At 58.0% G+C, this 26,938-nt stretch carries 20 protein-coding genes and 1 tRNA gene; 8 read left to right on the forward strand and 13 right to left on the reverse strand.

The features are described 5' to 3' along the window. Nucleotides 1–50: 50 nt before the first annotated feature. Nucleotides 51–776 (forward strand): tRNA pseudouridine(55) synthase TruB, encoded by a 726-nt coding sequence (gene truB / locus O3S85_RS03660; protein ID WP_269537924.1) that lies wholly within the window; start codon nt 51–53, stop codon nt 774–776. A gap of 20 nt (nt 777–796) precedes the next feature. After that, nucleotides 797–1,735: a riboflavin biosynthesis protein RibF gene (gene ribF / locus O3S85_RS03665; RefSeq protein ID WP_269537925.1), complete on the forward strand. Its 939-nt coding sequence runs from the start codon at nt 797–799 to the stop codon at nt 1,733–1,735. Between the two features lie 13 nt (nt 1,736–1,748). On the opposite strand, the gene O3S85_RS03670 is transcribed toward ribF, so the two are convergent. Then, complete coding sequence (locus O3S85_RS03670) at nt 1,749–3,965, reverse strand: FUSC family protein (RefSeq protein WP_269537926.1); 2,217 nt, start codon at nt 3,963–3,965, stop codon at nt 1,749–1,751. 122 nt (nt 3,966–4,087) lie between these two features. On the opposite strand from O3S85_RS03670, the gene O3S85_RS03675 reads away from it, so the two are divergent. Both O3S85_RS03675 and O3S85_RS03680 read left to right on the forward strand, forming a co-directional pair. Further along, nucleotides 4,088–4,318 carry a DUF1656 domain-containing protein gene (locus O3S85_RS03675; protein ID WP_269537927.1) on the forward strand — a complete coding sequence of 77 codons (231 nt, stop codon included), beginning with the start codon at nt 4,088–4,090 and terminating at the stop codon, nt 4,316–4,318. Continuing rightward, nucleotides 4,315–6,060: an efflux RND transporter periplasmic adaptor subunit gene (locus tag O3S85_RS03680; RefSeq protein WP_269537928.1), complete on the forward strand. Its 1,746-nt coding sequence runs from the start codon at nt 4,315–4,317 to the stop codon at nt 6,058–6,060. The genes O3S85_RS03675 and O3S85_RS03680 overlap by 4 nt, the downstream gene beginning before the upstream one ends. Here O3S85_RS03680 and O3S85_RS03685 read toward each other — a convergent pair. The 4 genes from O3S85_RS03685 to O3S85_RS03700 are packed head-to-tail and all read right to left on the reverse strand — an operon-like array spanning nt 6,057 to nt 10,118. Further along, complete coding sequence (locus O3S85_RS03685; protein WP_269537929.1) at nt 6,057–7,112, reverse strand: AI-2E family transporter; 1,056 nt, start codon at nt 7,110–7,112, stop codon at nt 6,057–6,059. The genes O3S85_RS03680 and O3S85_RS03685 overlap by 4 nt on opposite strands. A gap of 51 nt (nt 7,113–7,163) precedes the next feature. Beyond that, nucleotides 7,164–7,922, reverse strand: a complete 759-nt coding sequence (gene hisF / locus O3S85_RS03690) for an imidazole glycerol phosphate synthase subunit HisF (protein WP_269537930.1) — start codon at nt 7,920–7,922, stop codon at nt 7,164–7,166. Nucleotides 7,923–7,958: 36 nt separating this feature from the next. Beyond that, nucleotides 7,959–8,330 carry a four helix bundle protein gene (locus tag O3S85_RS03695; RefSeq protein WP_269537931.1) on the reverse strand — a complete coding sequence of 124 codons (372 nt, stop codon included), beginning with the start codon at nt 8,328–8,330 and terminating at the stop codon, nt 7,959–7,961. Between the two features lie 33 nt (nt 8,331–8,363). Next, nucleotides 8,364–10,118, reverse strand: coding sequence for a hypothetical protein (locus O3S85_RS03700; protein ID WP_269537933.1), 1,755 nt, complete (start codon nt 10,116–10,118; stop codon nt 8,364–8,366). 209 nt (nt 10,119–10,327) lie between these two features. Between O3S85_RS03700 and O3S85_RS03705 the strand changes: the two genes are divergently transcribed. After that, entirely contained in the window at nt 10,328–10,957 is a 630-nt protein-coding gene (locus O3S85_RS03705; protein WP_269537935.1) for a DUF4412 domain-containing protein, read from the forward strand. A gap of 265 nt (nt 10,958–11,222) precedes the next feature. On the opposite strand, the gene O3S85_RS03710 is transcribed toward O3S85_RS03705, so the two are convergent. The 5 genes from O3S85_RS03710 to O3S85_RS03730 form a co-directional block, all read right to left on the reverse strand. Next, complete coding sequence (locus O3S85_RS03710) at nt 11,223–12,446, reverse strand: ABC transporter permease (RefSeq protein ID WP_269537936.1); 1,224 nt, start codon at nt 12,444–12,446, stop codon at nt 11,223–11,225. Continuing rightward, the gene (locus O3S85_RS03715) at nt 12,443–13,159 is read right to left on the reverse strand and encodes an ABC transporter ATP-binding protein (RefSeq protein WP_269537938.1); all 717 of its coding nucleotides are present in this window, start codon (nt 13,157–13,159) and stop codon (nt 12,443–12,445) included. Before O3S85_RS03715 ends, O3S85_RS03710 begins: the two co-directional genes overlap by 4 nt. A gap of 6 nt (nt 13,160–13,165) precedes the next feature. Next, nucleotides 13,166–14,254, reverse strand: a complete 1,089-nt coding sequence (locus tag O3S85_RS03720) for an efflux RND transporter periplasmic adaptor subunit (protein ID WP_269537939.1) — start codon at nt 14,252–14,254, stop codon at nt 13,166–13,168. Beyond that, nucleotides 14,251–16,269, reverse strand: coding sequence for a TolC family protein (locus O3S85_RS03725; RefSeq protein WP_269537940.1), 2,019 nt, complete (start codon nt 16,267–16,269; stop codon nt 14,251–14,253). Before O3S85_RS03725 ends, O3S85_RS03720 begins: the two co-directional genes overlap by 4 nt. A gap of 106 nt (nt 16,270–16,375) precedes the next feature. Next, complete coding sequence (locus tag O3S85_RS03730) at nt 16,376–18,211, reverse strand: hypothetical protein (protein WP_269537941.1); 1,836 nt, start codon at nt 18,209–18,211, stop codon at nt 16,376–16,378. A gap of 210 nt (nt 18,212–18,421) precedes the next feature. Here O3S85_RS03730 and O3S85_RS03735 point away from each other — a divergent pair. Continuing rightward, nucleotides 18,422–18,507, forward strand: a tRNA-Leu gene (locus O3S85_RS03735). A 14-nt stretch (nt 18,508–18,521) separates the two neighbouring features. Here O3S85_RS03735 and tsaE read toward each other — a convergent pair. Continuing rightward, a complete protein-coding gene (gene tsaE / locus O3S85_RS03740; RefSeq protein ID WP_269537942.1) occupies nt 18,522–18,974 on the reverse strand; it encodes a tRNA (adenosine(37)-N6)-threonylcarbamoyltransferase complex ATPase subunit type 1 TsaE in 453 nt (150 codons plus the stop codon). Nucleotides 18,975–19,033: 59 nt separating this feature from the next. On the opposite strand from tsaE, the gene O3S85_RS03745 reads away from it, so the two are divergent. Both O3S85_RS03745 and secA read left to right on the forward strand, forming a co-directional pair. Next, nucleotides 19,034–20,158, forward strand: coding sequence for a hypothetical protein (locus O3S85_RS03745; RefSeq protein WP_269537944.1), 1,125 nt, complete (start codon nt 19,034–19,036; stop codon nt 20,156–20,158). A 111-nt stretch (nt 20,159–20,269) separates the two neighbouring features. Further along, nucleotides 20,270–23,359 (forward strand): preprotein translocase subunit SecA, encoded by a 3,090-nt coding sequence (gene secA / locus O3S85_RS03750; RefSeq protein WP_269537945.1) that lies wholly within the window; start codon nt 20,270–20,272, stop codon nt 23,357–23,359. Between the two features lie 83 nt (nt 23,360–23,442). On the opposite strand, the gene O3S85_RS03755 is transcribed toward secA, so the two are convergent. Next, entirely contained in the window at nt 23,443–24,471 is a 1,029-nt protein-coding gene (locus O3S85_RS03755) for a vWA domain-containing protein (RefSeq protein WP_269537946.1), read from the reverse strand. A 187-nt stretch (nt 24,472–24,658) separates the two neighbouring features. After that, nucleotides 24,659–26,908 carry a hydroxysqualene dehydroxylase HpnE gene (gene hpnE / locus O3S85_RS03760; protein ID WP_269537947.1) on the reverse strand — a complete coding sequence of 750 codons (2,250 nt, stop codon included), beginning with the start codon at nt 26,906–26,908 and terminating at the stop codon, nt 24,659–24,661. Nucleotides 26,909–26,938 lie beyond the last annotated feature (30 nt).

A 26,938-nucleotide genomic window follows, 5' to 3' on the forward strand; every position in this document is an offset into this window, starting at 1 on the left:
TGGACAATGTTCCATAGCTTGCCTCAATTACACCCTTTTCAGAAATCCTAATGTCCCAAAGCACAAACGAATTTGAAGGCGTATTGCTGATTGATAAACCCGTCGGTTGCACCTCGCACGACGTGGTGGATCGCGTACGCCGTAAACTGAAAATGAAGAAGGTGGGCCACGCCGGAACGCTCGATCCGAATGCGACTGGCTTGCTCATTATTTTGGTCGGTAAGGCGACGAAGGTTTCCCAATACCTGATGTCTCTCGACAAGGAATACACCGGCGTCATGAAGCTGGGCGAGATCACCAACACCTACGATTGCGAAGGCGAAGTGATGGAAACTCGCGACGTGCCCGAGCTCAGCTCGGAACAGGTCAATGACGTGTTCGGGGAATTCCTGGGCGATCAATACCAGACCCCGCCGATGTTTTCCGCGAAAAAGATCGACGGTGTGCCGCTCTACAAGCTCGCGCGTAAGGGCAAGGAAGTGGAGCGCGAGCCGCGCTTTATCCGCATTTCCCACCTGGACGTGACGGAGATTGCATTGCCGGAAATCACGTTCGACGTGGCTTGTAGCAAGGGCACCTACATCCGCACGCTCGCGCATGACATCGGCGAGAAGCTAGGTTGTGGCGCGCACCTGAAGGAGCTCCGCCGCACACTGAGTGGCAGCTTCACGATTGCTCAGTGCACCGCGCTGGAGAAGTTCGAAGAGCTGACCGCTGTCGAAATTCGCCGCCGATTGATCCCCGTTTACCAAGCCGTGCCAAGTCACGTGCTGTAAACGCAACTTTCGCAAACGCTATGGCCGTGGTCGTCGACTCCTTGCAGCAAGCAGAAAGCAGCGGGCCGCTGCACTTGGCGCTGGGCATGTTTGACGGCGTTCACCTGGGCCACCAGGCGGTGATCGAATCGGCGGTACACTCGGCCCAACGCACGGGCGGGCAGGCCGGGGTGCTGACCTTTGACCCGCATCCGAGCACGCTGTTTCGCCCCGAAAGCCCGACGCGTCTCTTGCAGCCGCGTTCGGTCAAGGAGCGTTTGCTGCGTGAGCGCGGCGTCGATCTGATGATATTTCAACGCTTTGACAAGGCCTTCGCGGGTGTTTTGGCGGAGGACTTCCCCGCGATGTTGCGCGAGCATTTGCCGAGGCTGAAGTCATTGCATATCGGGGAGAATTTCCGTTTTGGTCGTGGGCGTCTTGGCGGCGTGAAGGATTTAATCGAAGCCTGCAAGCCGCTGGAGATCGGTGTGTTTAGCGTCGAACGCATCAAGCACAATGGCGACCCCATCAGCAGCACACGTATCCGCGAATCGTTGACCGCGGGTCGCATTGGCGAAGTGAATGAACTGCTGGGCTATACGTATTTTTCGTTGAGCGAGTGCATCCCCGGTCGACAGCTCGGGCGCACGATCGGCTTTCCGACGCTGAACCTCCGCTGGTCGCCCGAGCTCCAGCCGTGCTTTGGCGTCTATGCCGTGCGGGTGAAGCAAAGCGATTGCCCGGATGCCCGTTGGGAAAATGCGGTAGCCAACTACGGTCTGCGCCCAACGGTCGAGGCCGCGGCACCCGAACCCTTGCTGGAAGTGCACACACTTTGCGATACAAAGTTAACCACTGGCTCCAAGGTGATTGTCGAATGGGTGAAGTTCATTCGACCAGAGCAAAAGTTTGCCTCGCTGGATGCGCTCAAGGAGCAAATTGGCGAAGACAAACAGGCCGCGACTGCATACTTCGCTTAGGCCGATTAGAGTATTAAAAAAATGCGCTGCGCTTGAGCACGCTGAAGTTCAATGCGGCAACTTCCTGCTCGCACGCGCGAGCAAAGGTGGCGACTTCGCGGTAGCGCCGCACCAGGCTCAGGAAATTACCGAGCTGCTCGTTGTTTAAGTTCCTCGTCGCGTGCTCGACGCGGAGGAGTTTGGTCAGGCGTTTTTCCAGATTGATCCGGGCCTCGCGAAGGTTGTCATCGGTGCTGCTATATGCCGTTTGCTGAAAAGCTTCGCCGCAGCGTTGGAAGATGTCGGCCACCGCATGATCCATGGCTTGTAGCTCGGGGCGGAGGTGATCCAGAGAATTACGCTCCAGGTCACGCGCATTGGCCTGAGCCATGCCGCGCAGTGCAAAAGAGATGGCCTGCACTTGCAGGTAAACCTGAGTCAGCGCGTCTTTGTCTTTCTCCTCTCGATTGCGGAAACCAATTTGCCCGAGCCAATCGAACGTCTTCGCGGGCATACCTTCGATGTTGGCCAGATCGTGCTCCTGCGCGCGTTTGGCGGGCTCGGACTGCTGCACGGTGATGCGCTGATCCTGCTCACGCATGAACTGGCTGGCCTGCTGGAAGAAGGCGCTGAGCTGGCGGCAAAACTCCTGCTCCGGCAGCACGGGCCAGATGAGCCGGTGCACCAACGCGGCGACAAACACCCCCAGCAAGATGCCGAGAAAACGGTCCACACCGGCTTCGAGGTCCACGCTTTGCTGCGCGGAAATGGTGGTCATCAGCAGAAAAGCCAATTGCGCCTGAAAGCCCGCATAGGCGTATTTTACAGGTCCGTTGTTGATCCAGGAAAAGAAAGCAAAGATGAAAAACAGCGGCACGCAATAGCCGTAATAGGTGGCAAAGTTGGGCTCGATAAAGGCAAGCGTGAGCGCGCCAAATAACCCACCGAGCATGCAGCCTCCTAGGCGCAGCATGGACTTCTGGTTGCTGGCGACAGCGGAGACCTGCATCACGATCGCGCAGGTCAGGAACGAGGTGACGCCCGACGGCCACTGCAGCCAGAGGTAAAGATAGAGCGCGATCAAGCTCGCGATGCCGACCTTGAGGCAGTGGTGGACGCGTAGTTTGCTCAGTCCCCAGCCGGGTTTTTTCTCTTTGACGCGGGTGGGGAGCTGCTTGACCTCTTTGCCGCCGTAGATGGCGCGGTCGGCCTGCGCCAGGCGAATCAACGAGTCGTGCAGCGAATCGAGGTCGCCCATGTAGGCGTAAAAGTTCGTGGCGTCGTCGACAGGGTAAGTCATCGAGACGCCCTCACGGCGCAGCACGATGACTTTTTCGCGCAGCCGCTCCCGGGCGTCATGCACGCGCTGCAAGCGGCGTGCGGGTTCGTCCCGCTGCAAGTCTTCGACTATTTGCAGCAAGTCTGCCTGAAGCGCACTCACGTAATCCCGCAATTCGTCCTGCAGCTCCTTTTGAAATTCGCGTGGTGTTTCGCTAGCGGAGGCACGCATCACCGTCACGATCGCTACGTAGATTTGCCGAATCTCGCGGATAAATTCCTCCATCGCGTGCTTGTGGTGATGGATGCGGCTGCTGTCCTTGATTGCCGATTGATAGAGGCTCACCAGCGCGGGAAATTGTGTGGCGATTTTTTTGATGCGCTTTTCGAGGTCGGCGGGCAGCTGGGCACCCGCCTGGTAGTGCTCGACCGCGAGCGAGAGCAGGCCCTGGCAATCTTTCAACGTGTCGGAGGCCTTGAAGCGAAAGGCGTTGGACGCGCGCTGGGGGAAGATCAGGTTATTCACCGCTAGCGCGACAACGACGCCCAGGCAGACTTCCAGCGTGCGAAACAGCACGAGATGCCAGAGCTCTCCGGGGTTCACAATCGTCGTGCCCACGATGATACAGAGCGTGATGCCGCCGAGGATGAAAAAATACGGGTAGGTTGTTCCCGTGGCTCCATAGCCAAACAACGACAGGATCACGAACAGCGCGATGCTCATCAACACCTGGTCTTGCTCGAAAAAGCCAGTCAGTAAATACGCCAGGATGCCGGCCGCGAGGGTGCCGAGTATGCGCAGGATGGATTTCTCAATCGCCGCGCCGACGTAGGGCAAAAACGTGATGAAGACCGTGATCCCGGTCCAGTAAGGGCGCTCCCAGTTGAGCTTCATCGCGATGCCGAGAGCGATCACCACCGCGAGCGCCGTTTTAAAGGCAGTCAGCAATCGCAGTTGGTTCGCAGTGAGCATGTTAGAAGGGAATTAAAGAGGATTGTCTTTAGTCGCGAAATCTTTGCAATCATATGGCGTAGATGATTGGAGAGCTGCGAGCATTAAGTGATGTGACGGTCTGCCGCTGGCTGCCAGAAGGCATGTTTGCTCTGCTTGGCGATTGGTCGCTGAATCCGGAGATCGACGCGCTCGGCTTCTACCTGCCGTTTTCAATGATCGTGGTGGTGCTCGGGTTTTCCCTGGCCTGGGTGCTGGCCTGGGCGATGGACCTGGTCGGTTTAACGCGCTTCGTTTGGCACCCGCCGTTGTTTCTCTTTGCGATGATGGTGGGCTGTAGTTCGGGGCTGGCCTTGCTCCTGTTTCCCCGATGATGAAGAAACTGCTGAAAATCTTGATCACGCTGATCGCAGTCGCGGTGGCTACCTACGCCACGTGGCGCTTCTACCAGGAATACGAGAAGCATCCCTGGACACGTGATGGGCAGGTGCGGGCCTACGTTGTGGGAATTGCCGCGCGGGTGGATGGCCCGATGGTCGCCGTGAACGTGAAGGACAACCAATGGGTCGAGGAGGGCGCGCCGCTGTTTCAAATCGACCCGACGGATTATGAGAAAGAAGTCCGCCGCGCCGAGGCTGCCTTGGAGCGCTCTAAAACGGTGGCCGCCAACTTGAAGATGGAGGTCGAGCGTCGGCGTGGACTGGTGTCGCAGGAGTTAATTTCGCAGGAGATTTTTCAGGACTACGAAGCGAAATACCTCGAGGCCGTGGCTGATATCGCCGTGGACGAGGCCGAGCTGGAGTTGGCGCGCCTCAACCTGAGCTATACCAAGGTCAACGCCCCCGTCAGCGGCTACATCACGAATCTGGAGGTCACCGTGGGCTCTTACGTGACCACGGGACAGCCGCTCATGGCGCTGGTCGACGCCGATTCGTTCTGGATCTCCGCCTATTTCCGCGAGACCGATCTGCACGGCATCAAGGAGGGCGACCGTGTGCGCATTGTGATGATGGGCGACTTTTTCGAGCCGTTCCCCGGCGTGGTGGAGAGCATCAGTTGGGGCATTTTCCGCGAGGATGGTGCAATCAACCAAAACACCCAGCTGCCCATGGTAAAGCCGACGGTGGACTGGGTGCGCTTGGCGCAGCGTTTTCCGGTGCGCATTAAGCCGCTCGAGTTACCCGACGATATCCAACTGCGCGTCGGGCAAACGGTGTCCGTTCTGATTGAGCCTATCGATGAGAAATCAGCGCCGCCGCAAGCCGCCCAACCAACTGCCGGCTACCCGAAGACGCTCACCGATGGTCGCGGCGACCGCGTGACGGTTAAGGCGCAGCCGAAACGCGTCATCAGCCTGGCACCGAGCACCACGCAGTGGATGCGCCGCATGGGCCTGGAGTCGGCGTTGATCGGGGTTACCGAGCATTGCGAGGTCAGCGATGAACAAGCGGGCATTCAGCGTTACCCCGTTTATCCGTCCCCGAATTTCGAGAGTGTGCTTGGTGCGAATGCGGACCTGATCATTACGGCCGACATCGCCAAAGACAGCGATGTGCAGCGCCTGCGCGACCTCGGACAAACCGTGCTCGTGCTCAACAATGATGGCTACGATGGCATTTTGCGTGATGGGCAAACGCTGGCCGCAGCAATGGGCAGTGAGGCCGACGCGCAAGAGGTGCTGGCGCAACTTCAGGCCGACCGTGAGGCCGTGCTAGCCTCGGTGCAGAACCGGAACCTCTCGCCTAAGGCCTTGATCGCGCTAAGCCCGAAATTGGACTACGTTGCTGGCCCGGGGAGCTACCCCGATAGCTTGCTTGGCTTGGCCGGTGCGCAAAATGTTGCCGCCGATGCCGGTGCGCCGTGGCCATTGCTCAACCGTGAATCCGTGGTCCAAGCCGATCCGGATGTGATCATCGTGTCGCAGGATTTATCAGACGGCGAGGAGGCGGTTCGCATGCGCGTGCTCGACACCTTGAGCGAGGACCCGGTGTGGCAAAATTTGCGCGCCGTAAAAACGGGCAGGGTGGTCGTCGTAGACTCAAAATTGATGAATGTTCCCGGCCCGCGCATTGGCGAGGCGCTCAAGGCGGTGCATGCGGCCGTGGGCGAAAATTAGCCTTTGGGGTTGTCCACCTCTTTTGACGGGGGGACGGTATCGGACATAAGATAGGCGATGCCTTTGGTCTTTTCGCTGGATTCGAGCGCGACCTTGATCGCCATCGTGAGCGGCACCGATAAGAGCATGCCGACCGGCCCCAGAATCCATGCCCAGAGAAACAGCGTGACGATGATGATCATCGGCGAGAGGCCGAGCCCCTTGCCCATGTAGCGCGGCTCCAGGACGTTGCTCACGCCGACATTGATCGCGACATAGCCCACGGTGACGATTGCCGCATCACCCACGCCATGCAGGACCAGCGCCAGCAGGATGCCGGGAATCGAGGCGATGATCGAGCCGATGCTGGGCACGAAGTTAAACAGAAATGCGAGCACACCGAGCAGGACCGGGTAGTCGACCTTCATAATGAAGAGCAGGATCGAAACCAGGGTGCCGGTCAGCAGGCTCATCACGGCCTTCATGCCCATGTATTGCCGCACGTTGGTCACGATTTCGAGAAGATCGTCCCAGCGGTCATCGGTCATGCCGGGCAGGTGCCGGATTTTGTCTGGCAACCGCGCGGCCTCCATCAGGATAAAAATCGCAATCAGGATGATGATGAAGGCATTGGACAGCAGCACGCTGACGGATTTTAGCAAATTTGCCGTCTGCGCAAAGAGGGCGCGGGTATCGAGCGTTTTGGCCACGAGGTCTTCTTCGACTTCGACGCCGCGATCTTCCAGCCACGCGACGCCATTGTTTATCTGGCTGGATAGCTCGCGCTGATACTTATTCAGGTTGCCCGCAAAATCATTGACCGCGTTGGTAAAGAAGCTGGCGGCAAACATGCCCGTGCCCAGCATGCCCAGGATCAAGACGATCAATGCCGCCCATGAAGGTGCTCCCTTGCGTTGAAGCCAAAAATAGATCGGTGCAATGAGAATCACCACAAACACCGCCAGCAAAAATAGCACCACGATTGAGGCAGCTGCGCGCATGCCAGCGATGATCACCACAATCGCGGCCACTCCCAGGAGCGCATTCAAAGCAGTTGGGCGGATACTCGGCATGACGAGTTAAGCTAGGACCTGCCGCTCACAAATCAATGTGAATCGCTCTCGCTAAAGACGAACGGGCAGCGCTGCCGACGCCAGTGCTTCCTTGGCCTCGCGGATCGTGTAGGTGCCAAAGTGAAAGATCGACGCCGCCAGCACCGCGCTGGCCTTGCCGTCTTGCAGGACATCGACCAAGTGCTCCAAGTTGCCCGCGCCGCCGCTGGCGATGACAGGAATCGTAACGGCCTCGCTGACGGCCCGGGTGAGCTCGCAATCGTAGCCGTCCTTGGTGCCGTCGGCATCCATGCTGGTGAGCAGGATTTCGCCTGCACCGAGCTCGGTGACCTTCTGCGCCCATTCGATGGCGTCAAGGCCGGTGGGGTTGCGGCCGCCGTGGGTAAAGACTTCCCACTTACCGGGGGCCACGCGCTTGGCGTCGATGGCGACGACGATGCACTGGTTACCAAATTTATCCGAGGCTTCCTTGATCAGCTCCGGCGTTTTCACGGCCGAAGTGTTGAGCGAAATCTTGTCCGCGCCGGCATTGAGCATCGCGCGAATGTCGTCGATGGAGCGCAGGCCACCACCCACGGTCAGCGGCATGAAGCACTCGCTCGCCGTGCGCTCGACGACGTCGAGCATGATGTTGCGCTCGTCGCTGGAGGCCGTGATGTCCAAGAAAACCAACTCATCCGCACCTTGCTTTTCGTACGCCTTAGCTTGCTCAACCGGGTCACCCGCATCGATGAGATTGACGAAATTAACGCCTTTAACGACACGCCCGTTGTGGACGTCAAGGCAAGGGATGATGCGAACCGATAGCATTGCGAAAGTGCGGAGTGAGGAGTGCGGATTGCGGAATTAAGTGTTGGATTCAGTACGTTTACCGCCGCGTGCGGTATTGATGGAGGAGACGGTGATTGCGGTGAGCTCACCAGCTTCATCCATGAGTGACTGAAGACGATCAGAAGTCATGGTCTTCGAATCGCGGATCATTTCCAACCAGAAAAGCGTTTCGTCGGCTTCTTCTTCGACAATGCCCAGCTTGGCAATGAAATCTGCCTTTGACTTTGCACGACAAGCTGCCCGGTAGTTGGCCGCAACAGAACAAGCGCTGCGCCCAACTTGATTCGCGAAGATACGTCCAGCTCTGGTATCAGGCAAAGCTTCAACCAAATTCACCACTCGTAGCGCGAACTGCTTTGTACGGTCCTGTAGATTCTGATGACTCATTCCACACTCCGCACTTCGCATTCCGCACTCGACCTACTCGTCTGCCATGGCCAGGTCGGGCTCGAACTCTACCGTGAGGCGGTATTGCTGGCCGGGGCGCATGATGAGCGGATGGTCGCGCTTGAGCGATTGCAGGAAGTGGAGCTTGCCCCAGTAGGTCTTGTAGGCCGGGTCAGCGGTGACCGATTCGGTGTCCCACTCGGCATGGAAGTCGTCCTTAACGACTGCCGGGCGGAGGCCTTCAGCGCCGAGGGTAAACGTCATGCCGTGGCGGTATTGCGTGTGCGGCATGCCCAGGGCAATGACGTAGCGCATCGAATCCATGGTGACCTGCTGCTTCACGGTGAAGACGAACTCGCTGGTCATCTTGCCGCCGGTGAAGGTCCAGGTGACCTTGCAGGAACCGAGACCGCTGACGAATTTTTCGTCCTTGGTGATCAGGTCCGGCTGCTCGTAAGAGAAGGTGAGAGCACCGCGAAGGCCTTGGCGGATGGTGCAACGCTTGCCGTAGAAGGCGGGCAGCACAACCTTGTCGCCAAAGGTGAGCTCGGGCAGAAGAATCGGTGCATACTTGCAGACGGGCCAGTCGATGACGCCGGGTGCATGTGGGAAGGCGAGGGAGTCACTGAACTGCTCGCGGCCCTGGCTGATGAGCGGGATCTGCACGTGCAGACCGCTGTCCGGGTCGTGATACATGAACAGGCCTTGTTCCTTCTTGTGGGACTTGTCGAACACCACAAAGCGGCTGACGCGCTTAGGCTGGCTGGGCTTGGCATCCATGGCACCGCCGATGGAGCGGGCCAGGCGTGCCCATTGGCACAGGTAGCGCGCGGCATCGAAGTTGGCCATGCGCGTGGTGTGGTTGTCACCAGTGGTGCGCTCGTCGTCACGGATGACGAGGAAGCCGTGCTCGCGGTCGACGTATGTCAGGAAGAAGAACTGGAAGAGACGGCGCAGCAGGTCGACGTACTTCGGCTTGTCAGTCTCGGTGATCCAGCCGTCGCGCAGGGCTTGGAGGATCAGGCTGATGCAGTGCATCTGACCATAGGCACCGATGCCGCGGCCATAGGACCAGCCAATGCCGTCCATACGGACGATGTCGGGCAGCATCTTCAAATACTTTTCGGCGTGGGTGCGCAGGCTGGGCAGCTTGCGGTCGCGCAGGTGCATGTTGGCATGCAGTTGCAGGGCCTGGCGGATGAACACGAAGCTCAGGATGCCGTAAATGTCGAAGCAGCCGCCGATGCCTTCGGGCTCGTCGTCCATGAAGCCTGCGGTGCTGTTTTCCTTAATACGCTCAATGAAGCGGTCAACGAGCTTGCCGGTCTCATCCTTCTTGGAGAGTCCCATGGAGAAGCGGGTGACAGCCTTAGCGATGTTGAAGGACTGCAGGTGGTTGTCGTAGTCGCTGCGTTGGAGCAGGCGCTTGTCGAGCGTTTCCTGAGTCTGCTCCAGCAGGCGTTCCCATACCGGGTTACGTTCCTTAGCCGGGCTGAAGGACAGCAGGCCGAGTGCGGCGTAAGCCAGACCATTTTCCGCCTCTTCGTCGGTAAAGGTCTGCGCGGTAATGGTGCGCGCAGTCAGGTCGACCAAATCAAAGTCGCCGAACTTGGTTTCATTGGTGAGTCGGTAATACTCGCCAATGGCAAGCGCGGCATGGCCGGGCTCATCGGTGCGGGAATGTTCGCCCTCAATCGGACGAATGGTTCCATCTTCGTTGATGGCATCGAGATTGTGGCTCAGGATGGCCTGGGCCATATCAAGGCACTGGTCAGCAAAGTTCTGCATGTAAGGTCGGTTGGGTCTCCGCGCAGGGTGCGCTTTCAGAAAAAAGGTAATCAGTTGTGCGCTCCTCCGAACTGCTGTCAACCCCGTTTATGGAAGCGAATTTCATTTGCGGCGGTTTTTCTAATTTCTGACGCCATAATTGCCGCTTGCGCCAACAATCTCGGCCAAATAGCGTTTTCGTTACAGTGGAAATACACTTTTGGAAGATCATGCGCACACTATCGGCTTTGTTACTCACACTTTTTACGACGGTCAGCCTTGCGGGGTTCGACGGCGAATTGCTCGTTTTCAGCTCTGATGGCGGGCAAATCGTGGAATCGACGATGATCGTCAAGGGCAACCAGATGAAGCAGATTTTGCCTGATAGCCGGGGAAAGTTCATCATCGATTATGATGCCGGCACGATGACAAACATCATGGACAAGGCTAAAATGTTTACCGTTCAGGCCTATGATCCGGCCAAATCAGGTTTTAAAATCGATGGTCAGGTGCGGGATACCGGCAAGACCGATATCGTTCTCGGTTACAAGGTGAAAAAGCTCATCCTTGCCGAGAAGAATGGTAATGAAACCGTGTGCTGGGCCACCAACGAACTGGATAACCCTGCGTTGACCCGCCTGCCAGGCGTAAGCCCTCAAATGCGCCAGCAGCTGATTGAAATCTTTGGCGATGATCGCATTTTTGCGATGCAGATGGAGACCTTCGACCGAAATGGCTTACTGCTGCTCAAAATGGCGGTAAAGGAGATCACCGAGCGTGAGGTGTCCGCTGAGGAAATGCAGCCGCCTGCAGACTACCAGGAGGTAGGGTTGCCAGTATTCTCACCAAGCGGGCAGTAGGTTTGGCTGGGGTGAGCTCTCAGTTTACCGGTAGGCATTGCGACAGTTTGGGCATAGGTTTTGTGCCGCGAAAGGAAGAGCTTTCGTGGCACAAAACACCTAGGTAAACTGACAGTTTAGGCATAGGGTACGCGGCAGTTTGCCTACGTGCTTTGTGGCAGTTTGCCTATGCCTGATCAGGCGCGAAAAGCATAGAGGAAGATTTGGCCCGGGCAGCCTGCAATCGGTGGACGTCTTCGATCCAATACTGCGTCAAAACTGCCGCCTATTCGTAGCGCAAGGCGTCGATGACGGGTAGGCGGGCGGCCTTGATCGCCGGGAAGACCCCCGACAAAAAGCCAACGACGACGCTAAACATGAAGCCCCAGCCCATGGCGCGCATCGACAGGGCGACGTGCCCCTTGTCCGCGGGAATAAAGCCGCGCAACAGCTCCACGAGCCCCACGCTGGCAATGATCCCGATAAAACCGCCAATGATGCTGATGATCAACGCCTCGGCGACAAATTGGATGAAAATATCACTGCCTTTGGCACCGACTGCCTTGCGGATGCCGATCTCACGAATGCGCTGCGAAATGGATGCGAGCATGACGTTGGCAATGCCGATACCGCCAACGAGTAGTGTGATCGCCGCCACGCCGCCGAGTGAATAAACAAAGGATCGCTCTAGCTCCTGGAAGTCTTCCAGCTCCTTCTCGCGGGTCTCAACGGCAAAGTCTTGAATACCGCGGTGCGTGCTCAGCAGCGTCCGTTCGATTTGGTCGCTCAGTTCGGGGATGTCCTCCATGGTGGCGGCTTGGACGCCCAAGTCGTTAATCGTGTCGTCATCAGGGTCCGCGAAGTAATGGATGGCCGTCGAAATGGGAATGAACGTCACGCGGGAGCGACTCCACGAATCGGCCTCATCCGGCTCGATGACACCGATGATGGTAAACACGATGCCGCGTGTGGAAACATTTTGACCCACTGCGTCCGCAGGGTTTCCGAAGAGACGGCTGGCAGTGCGCTCGGAGAGCACCATGACGCGGTTTTTCTGAACGACGTCCCAGTCTGAAATGGCGCGGCCGCCTTCCTGAATGTAAAATCGCTCGATTTCAAAGGTCTCCGGTGTGGTGCCGCGAATGCGCGACCACTCGCGCTTGGTTTCGCTTTGCAGGGGGCTCCAGTTGATGTTTTTCTCGGCGGAGATGCGCCGCGCATTGGGCAAGGAGGCCTGCAGCGCGTAATAGTCCTTCATTGTGCGCTTGGGGGAGCGGTGGGCGAAGGGCCGCTGATTGATGGGGGGCTCCGCTTCCTCAATTTCCATTTTCTCGATGCCACCGGTGGCCTCAAAGGTCTTGCGAAAGCCGGACATCATGCCCTCGACGACGCCGACCATCGCCACCAGCGCGGCCACGCCGAGGATGATGCCGATCATCGAGAGCAGGCTGCGGAATTTGTGCGAGCTGATCTCGCGCACCCCGTGGACAATGGCGCTGGCGAGTATCATGATTTCACGCTCCCGGTTTGGTCTTCGTCCTTGGTGGGGCCGTCTTCCGTGCCGACCAAGTGGCCGTCGCGCACGAGGATAATGGACCGCGCGTGCTGGGCGACCTCCAGGTCGTGGGTGACGAGGATCAGTGTTTGCCCTTCATCCACGAGTGAGTCGAAAAGCTTCATGACGCGCTCGACGTTTTTGGTGTCGAGGTTGCCCGTAGGTTCGTCGGCCAGGATGAGCTTGGGCTCGTTGACCAGTGCGCGGGCGATGGCCACGCGCTGACGCTCACCGCCGGAGAGCTGGCCTGGGCGGTGGCCGACGCGGTGAGACATGCCCACGCGGTCGAGCGCATCCTTGGCGCGCGCGTCGCTCTTGCGGTCCTTGCGCGCGTAGTCCAGCGGGAGGCGGACGTTTTCCAGCACACTCAGCCGGGGCAGGAGGTTGAAAGTCTGGAAGACGAAGCCCAGGTGGTTCGCGCGATACCAGGCGCGCTTGGCAGCGCTCAGGCGGGATACGTCCGCGCCGTCGAAAAGCATCTTCCCCGAGGTGGGGAAATCCATGAAGCCGAGCAAGTGCATCAGCGTGGACTTGCCGGAGCCGGAGGGGCCAAGCACCGCGGCGTACGAGCCGGCCTCGATGTCCAGCGTAACGCTGTCGAGCGCCTTCACGGTCTCGTCGCCCATCTTGTAGTGCTTGCTAATTTGCTGGAGTTCGATCAGCGCCATGGTTTCTCAGGAATCCGCGGATGGGCCTTCGCCTTCGGGCATGGTCAAGCTGACGACGTCGCCCACCTTCAGGCCGCTTTTGACCTGCACATGGTGGACATCGCTCAGGCCGGTTTCGACGGGCGTTTTCTCCCACTGGTTCGCGCCCTTTTGCTTGTAGGCGACGAAGCCGTCCTTGGACTTGAAGAGCGCTGTGGGGATGACCACCGGCACGTCGTGGACTTCATCAATCGGCAAGGTGACGGTGGCGCTGATGCCGGGGCGGATGCGTTCGTCACCGGCTTCGAAGGTAACGAGCACGCGGAAAATGCGTTCGTTGCCCTCGGTTTCGGCGTAGCTGAAAATCTGCGAAACAACGCCCGAGAATTCTTCCTCCGGCAAGGCATCAAAGGTGACGCGCGCGGGCATGCCTTCAGATATCTGGTTGATGTCGAGCTCGTTGACTTTGGTGCGCACGTGCAGCTTGAGCAGGTCGTTGATCGTCATGAGCGTGGTGCCCTGGTTGACGGATGTCGCCCCGGTGATGACTTGGCCGGGGTTCAAATCGAAGTTACCCACGACGCCCTCATGCGGTGCGCGGATGGTGGTCTTGGCCAGGTTGTCCTTAGCCTTTTCCAGACGTGCGCGGCGAACTTCCAGCTCGATCTGCATCAGGCCAAGCTCGGTCTTAGCATCGAGGAAGTCTTTTTCGTTGGTGAAGTTTTTGGCGCGCAAATCCTCAAGCCGGGCATAGTCGCGCTTGGCCTGCTCCAGGCGGAGGTCCTGGGCTTCGAAGAGGCGCTCGGCTTCTTCGAGCTCGGTTTGGCGCTCGGTTTTTTCAAGCTCCAGCAGGATCTGGCCAGCTTGCACCTTTTGGCCGTCCTTGATCAGAATATTCTCAATGCGGCCAGTGATCTCGGAGCGCACTTCGGTGGACACCACCGGCTCGACGTAGCCGCCAGCGGTGACGACGTTTTCAATCGAGCCCAGCTCGACCTCGGACGTTTGCGGCGGCTTGGGCTTGGAGTTTTCAGACTCCTGCTCCAGCCGGTCCCAGGTCCACCAACCACCGGCTGCGAGGAGGGCGAAAAAGATTAACGTGGGGATGTGTTTCATTGTTCGGTCAGGGCGCCTTCGTAAGTTTCGGAAAGTGCATTGGGTGATTGGCCGTAGCTCGCGGGCAGCGTCGCCGGCTCATGGTTAAAGGTGTTAAATTCGGGTGCCGGCCAGCGGTCCTGGCTGAGCGGTTTTACGGGATCGGGCGGCGTTTGCGTTTCGTTGTCGATCTCCTGCCAGTCAAACCCATGGCGCGAGAGCAGGCGCCCATCAAGGCGGGCGAGCAGCACCACGGCTTCGCGGAGGTCATACAGTGCGGCGAGGTGGCGGAGCTTGGCGTCGTCGTAGTCACGCTGCGCTTCCAACACATTGCGGAAGTTGGACAAGCCCGCATCGTAGCGTGCGCGCTCTTGCTCAAAGCTTTCCATGTTGAGCCGCAGTGAGGCGCGCGTGGTGGCCAGCCGTTCGCGCCCTGAGGCGATGGAGCGCCAGGCCAGGCGCAGACGGCGCATCAGCTCTTGTTGAATTTCTGCCAACCGGGTTTCGGCTCGATAGATGTTTCGCGTGGATGTACGCAAACGGGCTTCCTCGGCGCGCATGCCCCAGGGCATGGAGAACTCCAGGCCAACGTTCCAGTCGTAGCCGCGCGACTCGAAGGCGCTTTGATAGGAGTCTGTCGCACTTTGTTCGCGGCCCAGCACGCCACCACCGGCAAAGAGATCGAGATCGGGGAGGGTGCTGTTGTTCGCCACGCGGCGGTCGACCTCCAGTTGGTCAATCAGTTCCAACTGGATCTGGCTTTCCATGTCGCTGGCGAGGGCCCCCGTCACGCTGTCGCGAAACTCGGGCAGCATCGGGTCGTTATCGGGTAGGGGCTCGACGTCGATCGGGTTCAGTCTCTCGGAATATAAAATCCCCAGGACTGAGCGGAGCCGGTCTTCGGCATTGTCTGCGGCTTCCTGCGCGAGAATCACATCTTCGCTGCGCGCGGCCAGTGATGCCTCGGCCTGAAGGACTTCCAAGCGGGTCGCCAGGCCCACGCGTTCACGCTCGGTATTCTCCTCTAATAAAGACTTGGCGAGACGCAGGTTGGACAAAAACAAAGCTTGGCGTTGGCGCGCCGCCGCCAGATTCCAATACGCGATCTCCACATCCGCAATCAGGTCCAGCACTTCGCGGCGGACTTCCAGGCGGCTGGCGCGCAGGCCAATTTGTGCCCGGGTAACGGAGGCCAGATTGACCGCCTCGCCAAAGCCCGCGAGCAGCGGCTGGCGCAAGGTGACGCCCAGGCGCGAAGAGAAATCCGGGTTCAACAGGGCGTTGCTGGAGTTGGTCGTGGCGCGGTTCAGGCGTGTGCCGACCGAGACCTCGGTGCCCAGCGAAAAGCGTTTGTCGACGCTGACATTGAACTGCTGGTCGGCGTTCACTGCGCGGCCGGAAATGACGCCAGCCAACGAAGTGGAGGGCGGAAACGCATCCTCGCCCGCTGTGAGTGAGGCGTTGATCGTTGGGTCAAATGATGCCTCGGCAACCGTGATTGCATCAAGCGAAATGCCAGGGGAATAACGGGTAATGCTTAGGCCGAGATTTTTTTCAAGTGCCAGATCCACGGACTGCCGCAGCGTGAGATGCATGGGGGCGATGTCGGCGTCGATATCCATGACCAGCGGGCTTTGTCGTACGAGTTCAAGAATGTCGTAATCCGCCTCCAGGCCTTCGACGTAATCCGGATAAGATTGCGGCGATTCATTCCAGGCATCGAGCGCAGCGCGACCAAAGTCAGATGAAAAATCGGCACCAGTGGTCTCACTCTCCATCGGTGTCTCAGGAAGCGTCTCGGGCTTAAGCGGATCATCGGCAAACGCCGCATTACACGCGCAAAAACTAACAAAAAGTGCAGGCGTGATTTTTATCCAATTTTGCCTTTTGGGGTTATGGTTGGATTGGGCGATGCGCATGGTCGCCATGCTCAAGCCGCTTTGTTGGACACGAATAATCCCCGCGGCCTGATTAACCAGGTAGGATGAAAAGCGCTCAAAGTAGGCAGAGAAAGCTGGCAGGAAAAAACGGGACATCGAAAACAGTGAAACGGTCAAAACAATGCACGTATCACCAGAAAGCCAGCGATTTCACTGATTTTTCATCCCGAAGGATAAAAAAATTGAGCAGTTGCCTCTCCGTTTAGCTCGGAGAGGCTGACTTTTCGCGTTCGATCTCGGACTCAGGCTCGTCGGAAGATCCAGACTCGGTCGATTCTTCGGCAACCTTGGCTTCGGGCTTGTCGGTTGACTCCTCCGTTGCTTCAGGCTTGGGCTCTTCAGCCTTGGTCGATTCCTCGGCAGGCTCAGCTTTAGCTTCAGGCTCAGCCGGTGTTTCCGGCTTGGGCTTTTTCTCGCCAGCAGGCTTGTCAGGCTTGGCGCTACTTTCCTCCATCGGGGGCGGCGCAAAGAGACGGCCGTCGCCGTATTCGGTAACGTAGCCTTCGGTGACGAGCCAACGCAGGTCGAACATCATCTGACGCAGTTGCGGGTCTTCCAAGTGGTCAACCGCGGGCTTGGCCGGGGCGACTGGCTTGGCTTCCTTTGCTGGTTGTGCTTCGACCGGTTCTTCCGACTTTGCTTCAGCCTCGGCCTCCGCTTGCTTGGCGGCGCGCTTTTGTTCGTGGGCTTCCACGATCTTGGCGGCTTCCTCCTCGGGTACCGACTCAATGTCCGGCGCTTTTTCCTGAGGCGGCTCAATCGTTTTGGCGGAAACATCAATGCCCAGATATTCTTCGGGCAGTTTGGTGACCTCGATATTCGGGTGCTTTTCGATGAAGTCCATCAGCTCCTGCAGCGACTCGGCAAGGCGGGTCGAGGAATTGCGGAACTTGCGCTTCACCGCGCAGACGAAGGAGGCACCCTTGGAGCCACGCTTATAGATGGTGAAGTGCATCCGGCGCAAGCGGCCGCGAAGGTTGTTCGCCGTCTCGAGCGGGAAGCGGGTCTGCTGTTCGCGCCAGCCGTCGATGGAGTCCTTCAGCGGGCCACGGGGCAGCAGCTCAGCCTGTTGGCCGGAGAAGCGTGCCTGATGCGTGGTGCGAACGATCTCCGCCTTGCGCTTGCTAAGCAGGTAAAATTTGAGCGACTCCAGATTGTCGAAGCTTTCGACAAGTTCGTCCGCGGTCTTGAGCTTGTAGCGCGTTTCCTTGCGCATCTTTTCCAGCCACTGGTTGACGACTTCTTCGTCGCGGACGGATTCAATGCGCGAGGTAAATTTCTCGAACGGCATGTTGGGCACGTTCATCGCGTGATGCTCGGTGAGCAGCGATTGGTAGCGATGGTAGTTGGGCGGTCCGATGAGCTCACCAGTCACGCCGCACTTGTTAACCACCGGGAAGTTACCGCTGGGCGGCTCGGCCTCGACTTCTTCGAGGTCAACGAACTTGTCGAGGTGGTTCTTTAAAACATGGGCGACGGCTTGGTCTTCACTGGAGAAGGGCAGGCCATCGGGCACGCTGACGTAAAATTCCTGAGGGCCTTCGTCCTTCTTCGGGTGCAGTACGACGACGAAACGGTCGGCCTTTTCCAGGATGAGGCGTGCGATCTCAAACAGCTCGTAGGTGCGGCAGTTGGAGCGCATCGCGTGGCAGAGGGCCTTAAAGGGAGCATCTTCCGGATAGAACGCCACGTCGACAATCGGCTTGAAGGGCGCGCGGGTCTCCTGGCGTCGGTCACCACCACGGGGACCACCGCGACGTTCACCGCGCGGTCCGCCCTGGCGTGGGCCACCGCGGCTGTCGCGTCGCTCGCCACCGGGCTGATCGCCGCCGAAGTCACGCTTGCGGGGCGGACGGTCGGGCCGTCGATCACGGGACGGGCCTTTGCCGGAGCGTGCCGATGGCTGCTGCTTATTCTTGCGGGCCTCCGCCGAACGGGCAGCATCGCTCCAGTCAGGACCTATGGAGAGATCCTGTAGTTGACTTAAATCGAGAGACAAGGAGTTCTCGGGTTTGGACTTATCAGATGTGTCGGACATGCGTAGCGCGGCAGCCGGAATTAGTTTTAGTTCAGGAAGAACGTTAGTAGAGGGGATTGGCGTTTGGCCAATAAAAAAGCGGGTTTCATGCCTGATTCATGCGATTTCATCGCTGAGGGCGAGCAAAAGATGACAACAATATCGAAATTAACTGAAATTTTTTGTTGATCCTTTGTGAAAGTGAGCTTTTCTAGCTCTCTTTCCTAGATTGCTCAGGTGGTGGAATTGGTAGACACGCTATCTTGAGGGGGTAGTGTCCTATGGACGTGCGGGTTCGAGTCCCGCCCTGAGCACCATTAATTTTTTAAGTTTAATGGTTGGGAGATGGCCGAGAGTTTAAGGCTATGCAGCGATCTTCGCCGGAAATGCTCAAGTGCAACTGCCACGCGTGATCCAGCCAATAACTTGGCACCTTTTGCGGCCATTCGATGGCGAGTACCCACGGTTCACGCTGGAGGTCTTCGATCAGCAAGTCTTCGGCGGCATCTGGATTGTCCAGCCGGTAGGCGTCGAGGTGCAGTAGCTGGCGCTTACCTTGATAGACGTTAAGCAGGTTGTACGTCGGGCTGGTAACTGGCTGGGTGATACCCCACGCGCGCGCCAGGCCACGAACGAAGGTGCTTTTGCCCGCCCCCAAGTCACCGGTGAGCGCGATGGTGCTATTGGCGGGGAGCAGCTCGGCCAGTTGGCGCGCGAGGGCCTCGGTGTCTTCCGGCGTGCGGGTGATGACGCCGTTTGATATTTGAGTGAGTAAATCGTCCATCGGTGTTGACTGAGTGCCTAGGAAAAAGATTCAATGCGCGCGTGACGAGACTTTGCTTAATGCTTTGCCTGGGAATGGCGACTGTGTTTGCCGGGGCGGATTCCCGGGTGTGGACGGATCGCAACGGGCGGCAAGTCGAGGCCGGTCTCCTTAGCCAAACAGAAGAAGCCATTACGATTCGCCGCGACAGCGACGGGCTTACTTTCACGCTGCCGATTGCTTCCTTGAGCGATGCGGATCAAGCCTATTTGCTTGAGCTGCAAGCGGCCGTGAAGCCCACCGAGCCCGAGAAACCGTTTGAAGGCCTGGAGTGGCCTCGCCGCGTGAAGCTGCCCGATGATTACGATGTGACCATTGTCAAAGAGGACAACGCGACCAATGAATACATCTATCGCACGCCGAATTTTGAGTTTCACTCCGACGTCAAGCTGGCACGCAAGACGGTGCGCGAATTTGGGAAAATATTTGAGACGACCTACGTGGCCATGCAGGCGTTTCCCCTCGAATGGAAGCCACAACCGCGTGATTCGCATTTCGTGACGCGTCTGTTCGCGGAAAAGGAGGATTACTATGAGGCAGGTGGGATGATCAACTCGGGCGGTGTTTATATACCGAGCCGTGGGGAAATTCTTACGCCTTTATCGAGCCTGGGCGTGGAAAAGGCGTCTAGCTCCTACACGCTCAGCAAGGACGGCGATCACTTGACGTTGATTCACGAAATCACGCATCAGGTGCATCATGACTGGTTGAACAAGCTGCCACCGTGGATCGTGGAGGGCATGGCGGTTTACATGGAAAGCGTGCCGTACGATGACGGCCAGTTCCGCTTCGATCGCCGTGAACTGGAGGATTTCCACCGCCTGCAGCGTGGCGGCGACGTGCTGATGGTGGCCCCCGATGAGCTGATGACGATGACCTACAGCCAGTGGTCGGCAAACTTCAAGGACTCCCCGGATCGATTGGGCGACTATTACCTTTCAGCATTTTTGCTGTGGAATTACTTTTTGCACCTGGATGGCGAGGGTGAGGGGCGCCGTGTTTACCAATACTGCCGCGCGGTGGAAAAAGGCTCCAGTGACGAGGAGGCGCGGGCAATCCTGCTGGGCGATCGCTCCTACGAAGAGCTGGATAAAGACATCATCGCTGCCTACAAGCGCGAGGGCGTTTCCATCGTCATGTTTTAGCGCCGCCGCGAGAATCCCGGCACCATGGCAACGACGAAAACGGGGAAAACGCCGTTGACGGCGAACTAATGGTCGCCAAGGGTGTCCCATTCGACAAATCGCCGATTCCCAATGATTGGATCTATTCTTAAGAAGTTTTCGGGCAGCCACTACCGCAAGTTTTACAAGCGGGCTCAACCCATTGTAGAAAAAATCAACCAGCTGGAGCAGGAATACCAGTCGCTCTCTGAAGAGCAGCTGAAAGCCAAGACTCCAGAGCTGATGGCCCGTTATCAGGACGCCTGGAAGGCGGGCGTGGAAAGACTCGGTGGCGAGAACGCGGAGCCAGACAAGTTGGTCGACCTCAACAAGGCGATCCTTGACGATATCCTGCCCGAGGCGTTTGCCGTGTGTAAAAACGCTGCCCGCCGCCTCTGCGGCACGCCAATTGAATACACTGGCACGCAGGACACCTGGAATATGGTCCACTACGATTGCCAGTTGATCGGCGGTATGGCACTCCACGATAATAAGATCGCGGAAATGGCTACCGGTGAAGGTAAGACACTCGTCTCGACCCTGCCGTTGTATTTGAATGCGCTGACCGGCCGCAATTGCCAGTTGGTGACCGTTAACGAATACCTGGCGCGACGTGACGCCGAGTGGATGGGCCACCTTTTCAAGTATCTCGGCCTGACCATCGGCGTGCTTTACAACCAGCAGCCCAACGAAGAAAAGCGCGCCGCTTACCAGTGTAATTTAACCTATGGCACCGCCTCGGAGTTTGGTTTCGATTACCTGCGCGACAACGGCATGGCTTCCACCAAGGAGCAGCAGGTCCAGAAGGAGCACTATTACTGCATCGTCGACGAAATTGACTCCATCCTGATCGACGAAGCGCGCACACCGCTGATCATTTCCGGCCCGATGGCCGAAGACCGCGAAGCACCGTTTCAGGAGCACAAGGCCGGCATCACCAAGCTCGTTTCCGCGCAGTTCAAGCTTTGCAACAAGCTTATCATCGAGGCCAAGAACGAACTGGAAAAAGAGGACGCCGACCGCAATGACGCCTTCCGCAAAATGCTCCAGGTCAAGCTCGGCATGCCGAAGAACCCGACCTTCATGCGCCTCATGGAAAGGGGCGATGTCCGCATGGCATACGAGAAGTATGACCTCGAGATGCACTCGGACTTCAATAAGGTGCAGCTCCACGCGCTCAAGGAGGAGCTTTACTACACGATTGACGAAAAGCAGCACCAGGCCGACCTCACTGAGGCAGGTCGTTCCACGTTGCGCCCCGGCGACCCCGACGCTTTCGTGATGCCGGACCTGCCGACCGAATTTACTGAAATTGACCGCGACGAGAGCCTCGACGATGAGGCCAAAATGAAGGCCAAGCAGGAAGCGGAGGCCAACTTCGCTCAACGCAGCGAAGACCTGCACTGCATTAGCCAGCTCCTGCGCGCTTATTCGCTCTACGAGCGCGATAAGCAATACGTCGTTACTGACGAGGGCAAGGTGGTCATTATTGACGAAAATACCGGCCGCCCGATGCCTGGCCGCCGTTGGTCCGAAGGGCTCCACCAGGCAGTCGAAGCCAAGGAAAACGTCAAGATCGAGAAGGAAACCAAGACCTACGCGACGATCACGATCCAGAACTATTTCCGCCTCTACGAAAAGCTTGCCGGTATGACGGGCACGGCGGAAACCGAGGTCCAGGAGTTTCATGATATTTACAGCTTGGAGGTCATGATTATCCCGACCAACAAGCCTTGCATTCGTGAGGACGAGAACGATGTCATTTACAAAACCGAGCGCGAAAAGCATGCGGCGGTCGTGGAAGACGTCGCCGCCGCCCACGAGCGCGGCCAGCCGGTCCTGTTGGGCACGGCGTCGGTTATTTCCTCCGAAGACATCAGCAAGCTGCTGACGAAGAAGAAAATTCCGCACTCGGTGCTCAACGCGAAATACCACCAGCAGGAGGCAGAGATCGTCGCCAATGCCGGTCAGCGCGGGTCTGTTACCGTGGCCACCAACATGGCTGGTCGCGGAACCGACATTAAGCTCGGCGAAGGTGTCCGCGAGTTGGGTGGCCTGATGGTCTTGGGCACAGAGCGCAATGAATCGCGCCGTATTGACCGCCAGTTGCGTGGTCGTTGCTCGCGTCAGGGCGACCCCGGCCGCACGAAGTTTTACGTATCGCTGGAAGACGATTTGATGCGCCTCTTTGCGAACGCGGGCCCGATTTCGAAGATTTTGCAAAGCACATTTAACGAAGGCGAAGTGCTCGAACACCCGTTGTTGAACCGTTCCATCGAGTCGGCTCAGAAGAAGGTGGAGCAGCAGCATTATTCGGTGCGCAAGCGCCTGCTGCAGTTCGACGAAGTGCTCAACCGTCAGCGTGAGGTGGTTTACGGCCTGCGGAATGACGCACTGCACAGCGATACACCGCGTGACATCATTTTTGAAATGATCGAGGAAGAGCTCGAAGAGCGCTGGGATGCCATCGCGCCTCCGGGCAAGGAGCCGAGTGCCGATGACTTGGAGAATCTCCTGAGCTGGCTCAATAGCCACTTCCCGATCTCGCTCAAGGCCGAAGACCTCGACGGCAAGGGCCGCTCGGAGGTCGTTCAGTATCTCTCAGCAGCCGTGAACAAGGTCTATGCCGAGAAGGAAGCACTGGAAGACCCGGATCACATCGTAGGCCTGCAGCGTAAGCTGATCACCATTTCGATCGATAATAACTGGCAGGATCACCTGACCGAAATCGAGGACCTGCGTCGCGCGATCTACCTGCGTGGTCACGCGCAGAAGGATCCACTGGTCGAGTTCAAGAACGAAGCTTTCACTTACTTCCAGGAAATGATGGGCCGTGTGCGCAACGAGCTCTGCCGCCGTCTGTTCCGTAGCTCCACTTCGCTGGAGGCTCACGTGCGCTCGCAGCAGATGATGCAGCAAAAGGCGCAAATGAGCGGCCCGGACGAAGGTGCCGTGGCGCAAGGGCAGGGTGTCGGATCAGCCGGTCTCGCCGTTGCCTCCCAGCCTCAGGCCAAGCTGCCGAAGGTCAAGAAGCCGGAGCCGGTCGTCAACTTGCCCAAGATCGGTCGCAATGAAGTGGTGACCATCCGCCGTGGTACGCAAACCGAGACGATGAAGTTCAAGAAGGCCGAGCCGCTCTTGCGGCACGAAGGCTGGGTGCTCGTCGAGCAGGTAAAGCAGTAAACGCGCCGCTAAACTTACCTACAACAAAGCCTGATTCGTAGTGAATCAGGCTTTGTTGCTAAATGGGTGGTTGAAGCGGTGCTTTAGCCGTCGCCGCGTCCGTCCGGGCGTTCGATATCGTCCATCGTTTCAATCAGGCGGAATTTGCCGCCAGTTGCGCCCGCAATACGTCGCATACCGGATGCGGCTTTTGGCTCGCCAAGTGCGATCGTGTGAATGCGCAGGTCGCGATTTTCACGCTTCCACTCATTGACCAAAGACATGGTTTCGACGATGTCTTCATCGCTGGTAGCCCCGTCGGTCAGGAAGTAAATGACCTCTGGTGCCGGTTTCAATGTACGGGCCAGGCGCAGTGGATTACTCCAAACCGTGCCGCCGGACATGTCCTGTTTCTTCAAATAAGTTAGCAGTTCGGAGCGGTATTTTGGGGTCAACCGGTTCCACTCGGGCTTTTTGAGGGCATCGAAATCCTTGGGGCGGTGACTGTGCCAATCACCCTTCTTGCCAGTGTAGAGGTCACGCACTTTGCCTTCGCTTTCTCCCACAGTCCAAGCAGGTCCGGAGAAGAGAATGACCGTAACGATAATATTTTCGTCCATGGCCTCAATGCTCGTTACTAGCTGTTCCTTGAGCAGTTGAAAACGAGTGATGTCGCTGCCCTTAATCGGGTCTTTCATGGACTTGGAGTAGTCCACAATGAAGCACACGCTTTCGGCCCGGTCGCGAATACCGCCAAAGCCGAGGTTGAGCTTGGAGAGATCAATAGCACCACCGCCGAGGCCGGAGCCGCCAAAACCACGGCCCGCTATGTTCGAGCGCTGCTCGATCACGGGCATATCGAAATCCATCTCAACCAAGGGCATCTGCTGATCAATGGCGATCACTTTTGCGGCTGGCGCTGGTGGCTTGGTGTCCGTCAATTGAACGGGAATTTGCTTGGGCGGAGGAATGACTTCCGCCATGGGAGGAGCGACCATTTCCACCTCTTCTTCGGTGATTTGATTAAAGATCGTGATACCTCCGAGGATCAGGAGCCCGACTATATGGATGACCAGGCTAACGATAATGACTTCAACGAGAGGAAGGTTAATTTTCTTCTTTTTCTTGGGCATTTGGGTGGGGGGATACTGTATTCAACGGTTTGCCTTACTATGAGCTTAAGGTGATTTAAGGAAATCATAAGCGCGAGCAATAGGTTGCTTTATCAGTAAATTACCACAAATGCGCGCAGCGTTAACGCTCACCGGCGGTTAAGCTATTAACTGACCGGTTGCGTTAGATTGCGAGGATGGCGGGCGATTAAATCGCGAGCGTGATCTTCGGCTGTACGTTTTCGTCGATGGCCTTTACCGCCATGTCTCCGCTCAAGGCTGCGCCTTCGATGGTGGCAGGTAGCCCGGTCTGTATCCAGTCACCGGCCAACCAAACATTGTCCCACGGTGCTTCATCCGTTCGCGGACGATTGCCGGCAGTAGTCGGGCGGGCGGAGAAGGTGGCATCCTTGCTTTTGTAAACCAATGAACGCTCGACCTTTACGTCGGTTGCGTCCGGGAAAAAACGGTTCAGCTCACCTTGAAGTTTATCCATGATCTCGTTGCTCTTGAGCTTCATCCAACCGTCGGCCGCGCTGACAATAATGGCGTAGAGATGCTTGCCCTGATGCTCGGGCGTTAGGGTGTTGGTGCGGTCAAAAATCCAGTGAATGGAAGAATCAAGCAGGCCGACGAAACCGGTGGGGTGCTTGAAAATTTCCTTATTAGTCAGGATGTGGATGCTGAGAATGGATGCAGACGGGATCGACGAAACGCGGTTTTTGATGGCCGTGCCCGAGGGCAACAGGCCGCGCAAAGCCGTCCAGGGAAGCGCGCAGATATGGATATCCGCCGAGATGCGATCGCCTTTGCTGGTTTCGATGGCGCAGGCCATATCGTCCACGGCGACGACGGACTTCACCTGCGACTTGCGGCGAATACCTCCGCCGATAGCCTGCAAGTAGAGCTCGGTTTCGGGCTCGAAAACTTCAGTGAGGCCAACCTTGGCCAAGTAGATCGCGGAGTCATCCACCGAGCCAAATAGCGAGCGGCGAATCGTTTCGTAAAGCAACTGGGCGCAAGCGGTGCTGAGCGGTTCGTTGAGCGCGGCCACGCAAAATGGCTCCCACAGGGCGCGCATGGAACCCTCTGTCTGGCCATTATCGCGAAGCCATTCGAGGGCAGTCTGCTGGTCGGCTGGCTGCGCGCCGAGGCGCATCTTGGCCCCCAGAGCAGTGATCGCCAGACGATCGTTCTTGGTGAGCGCGCTAAAATTCATCAGCCCGGCCAGCAGATGCAGCGGGGCGGTCACGTCCTTCGCTGCCAGCTCGGACCACTTGCCGCCGTCGCCGACGTAAGGCACGCAAAGGCGGTTCTGGCGCTCGAATTTGTGGCTGATACCGAGCGTATCCAGCAAATCGAGAAAGGCTTTGTAGCAGCCCATCACGATGTGAGCTCCGTTATCCAGCGTGAGGCCGGTGGGCGCATCACTGAGGCTATGGGCGCGGCCGCCGAGGTAGGACTTCGATTCCAGCAGTGTCGGCGTAAAGCCTTCGTAGCCAAGGCGTACTGCGGATGTAATGCCCGCAATGCCGCCACCCCAGACCAGGGCGGTCCCCGGCGCGCGTCGAACCGGCATCGGCTTGTTGATCGACTTCAGCGTGCGCCAGATCAGGTGAATTTTGCGACCTTTTGAAAGGCGTACCCGCTCCTTGGTTAGCCGGAAATCGCGGGCGGCGATCTTATCCAGAATGTCTTCGTATACGGCCCCCATGATGAGGGCGGCCTTGAGGTTGTGCCGCTCGGTAGCGGGTAGGAGGCGGCGCGCCTTGTTGAAGAAGTGCTTGCACCGGTAGTGGCACATGCGGAACAGGCGCTTGCAATTCTCGTTGTCGGCGGGGTGAGCGAGGTCAGCCTCCGTCACGCCAAAGGCCCGCAGCTCGGCTTGCGGCAGGTAAACGCGGCCAATGTCGTTGTAGTCTTCCACGACGTCGCGGAGGATGTTGGTAAACTGGAGCGCGTAGCCGAGTGTCTCGGCGTATTCGTCGATATTCGGGTGGTTGCAGCCAAAGATACGCACCGAAACAAGACCCACGGCCGAGGCCACGCCAAAGCAATATTCGCGCAGCTCTTCAAAGGTTTCGTAGCGCCGGTTGCCGATGTCCATCGATACGCCGTCCACGATCGCCAACAGGTCCTGTTCACGGATATCGAACTCCTTGATGATCGGAGCCAATTCGGCGGCCAGGCGGATCTCACCACGACCGGAATAGCAGGCCTGAATTTCCTGTCGCCAGGCGTTGAGTCCGGCAGCTTTGTCGGCATCGGGCTTGTCCGGATCATCGGCGATATCGTCCACGATGCGGCAGAAGTCGTAGAAGACGTTCATCGCGTCACGGCGTCGGCGCTCCAGCCAAAAGAGCGTCGCGGCGAGGTTGGACGACTTGCGGGCCTGGATGGCTTCAGCGGAGTCTGATGCCGGCGCTGGCGGCAGGGGCGTAGCAGTCACTTCAGCCATTTATCTTGCAAACATACATTCGGGGCAAAC

This window comes from Cerasicoccus sp. TK19100, assembly GCF_027257155.1.
GTDB classification, from domain to species: domain Bacteria; phylum Verrucomicrobiota; class Verrucomicrobiia; order Opitutales; family Cerasicoccaceae; genus Cerasicoccus; species Cerasicoccus fimbriatus.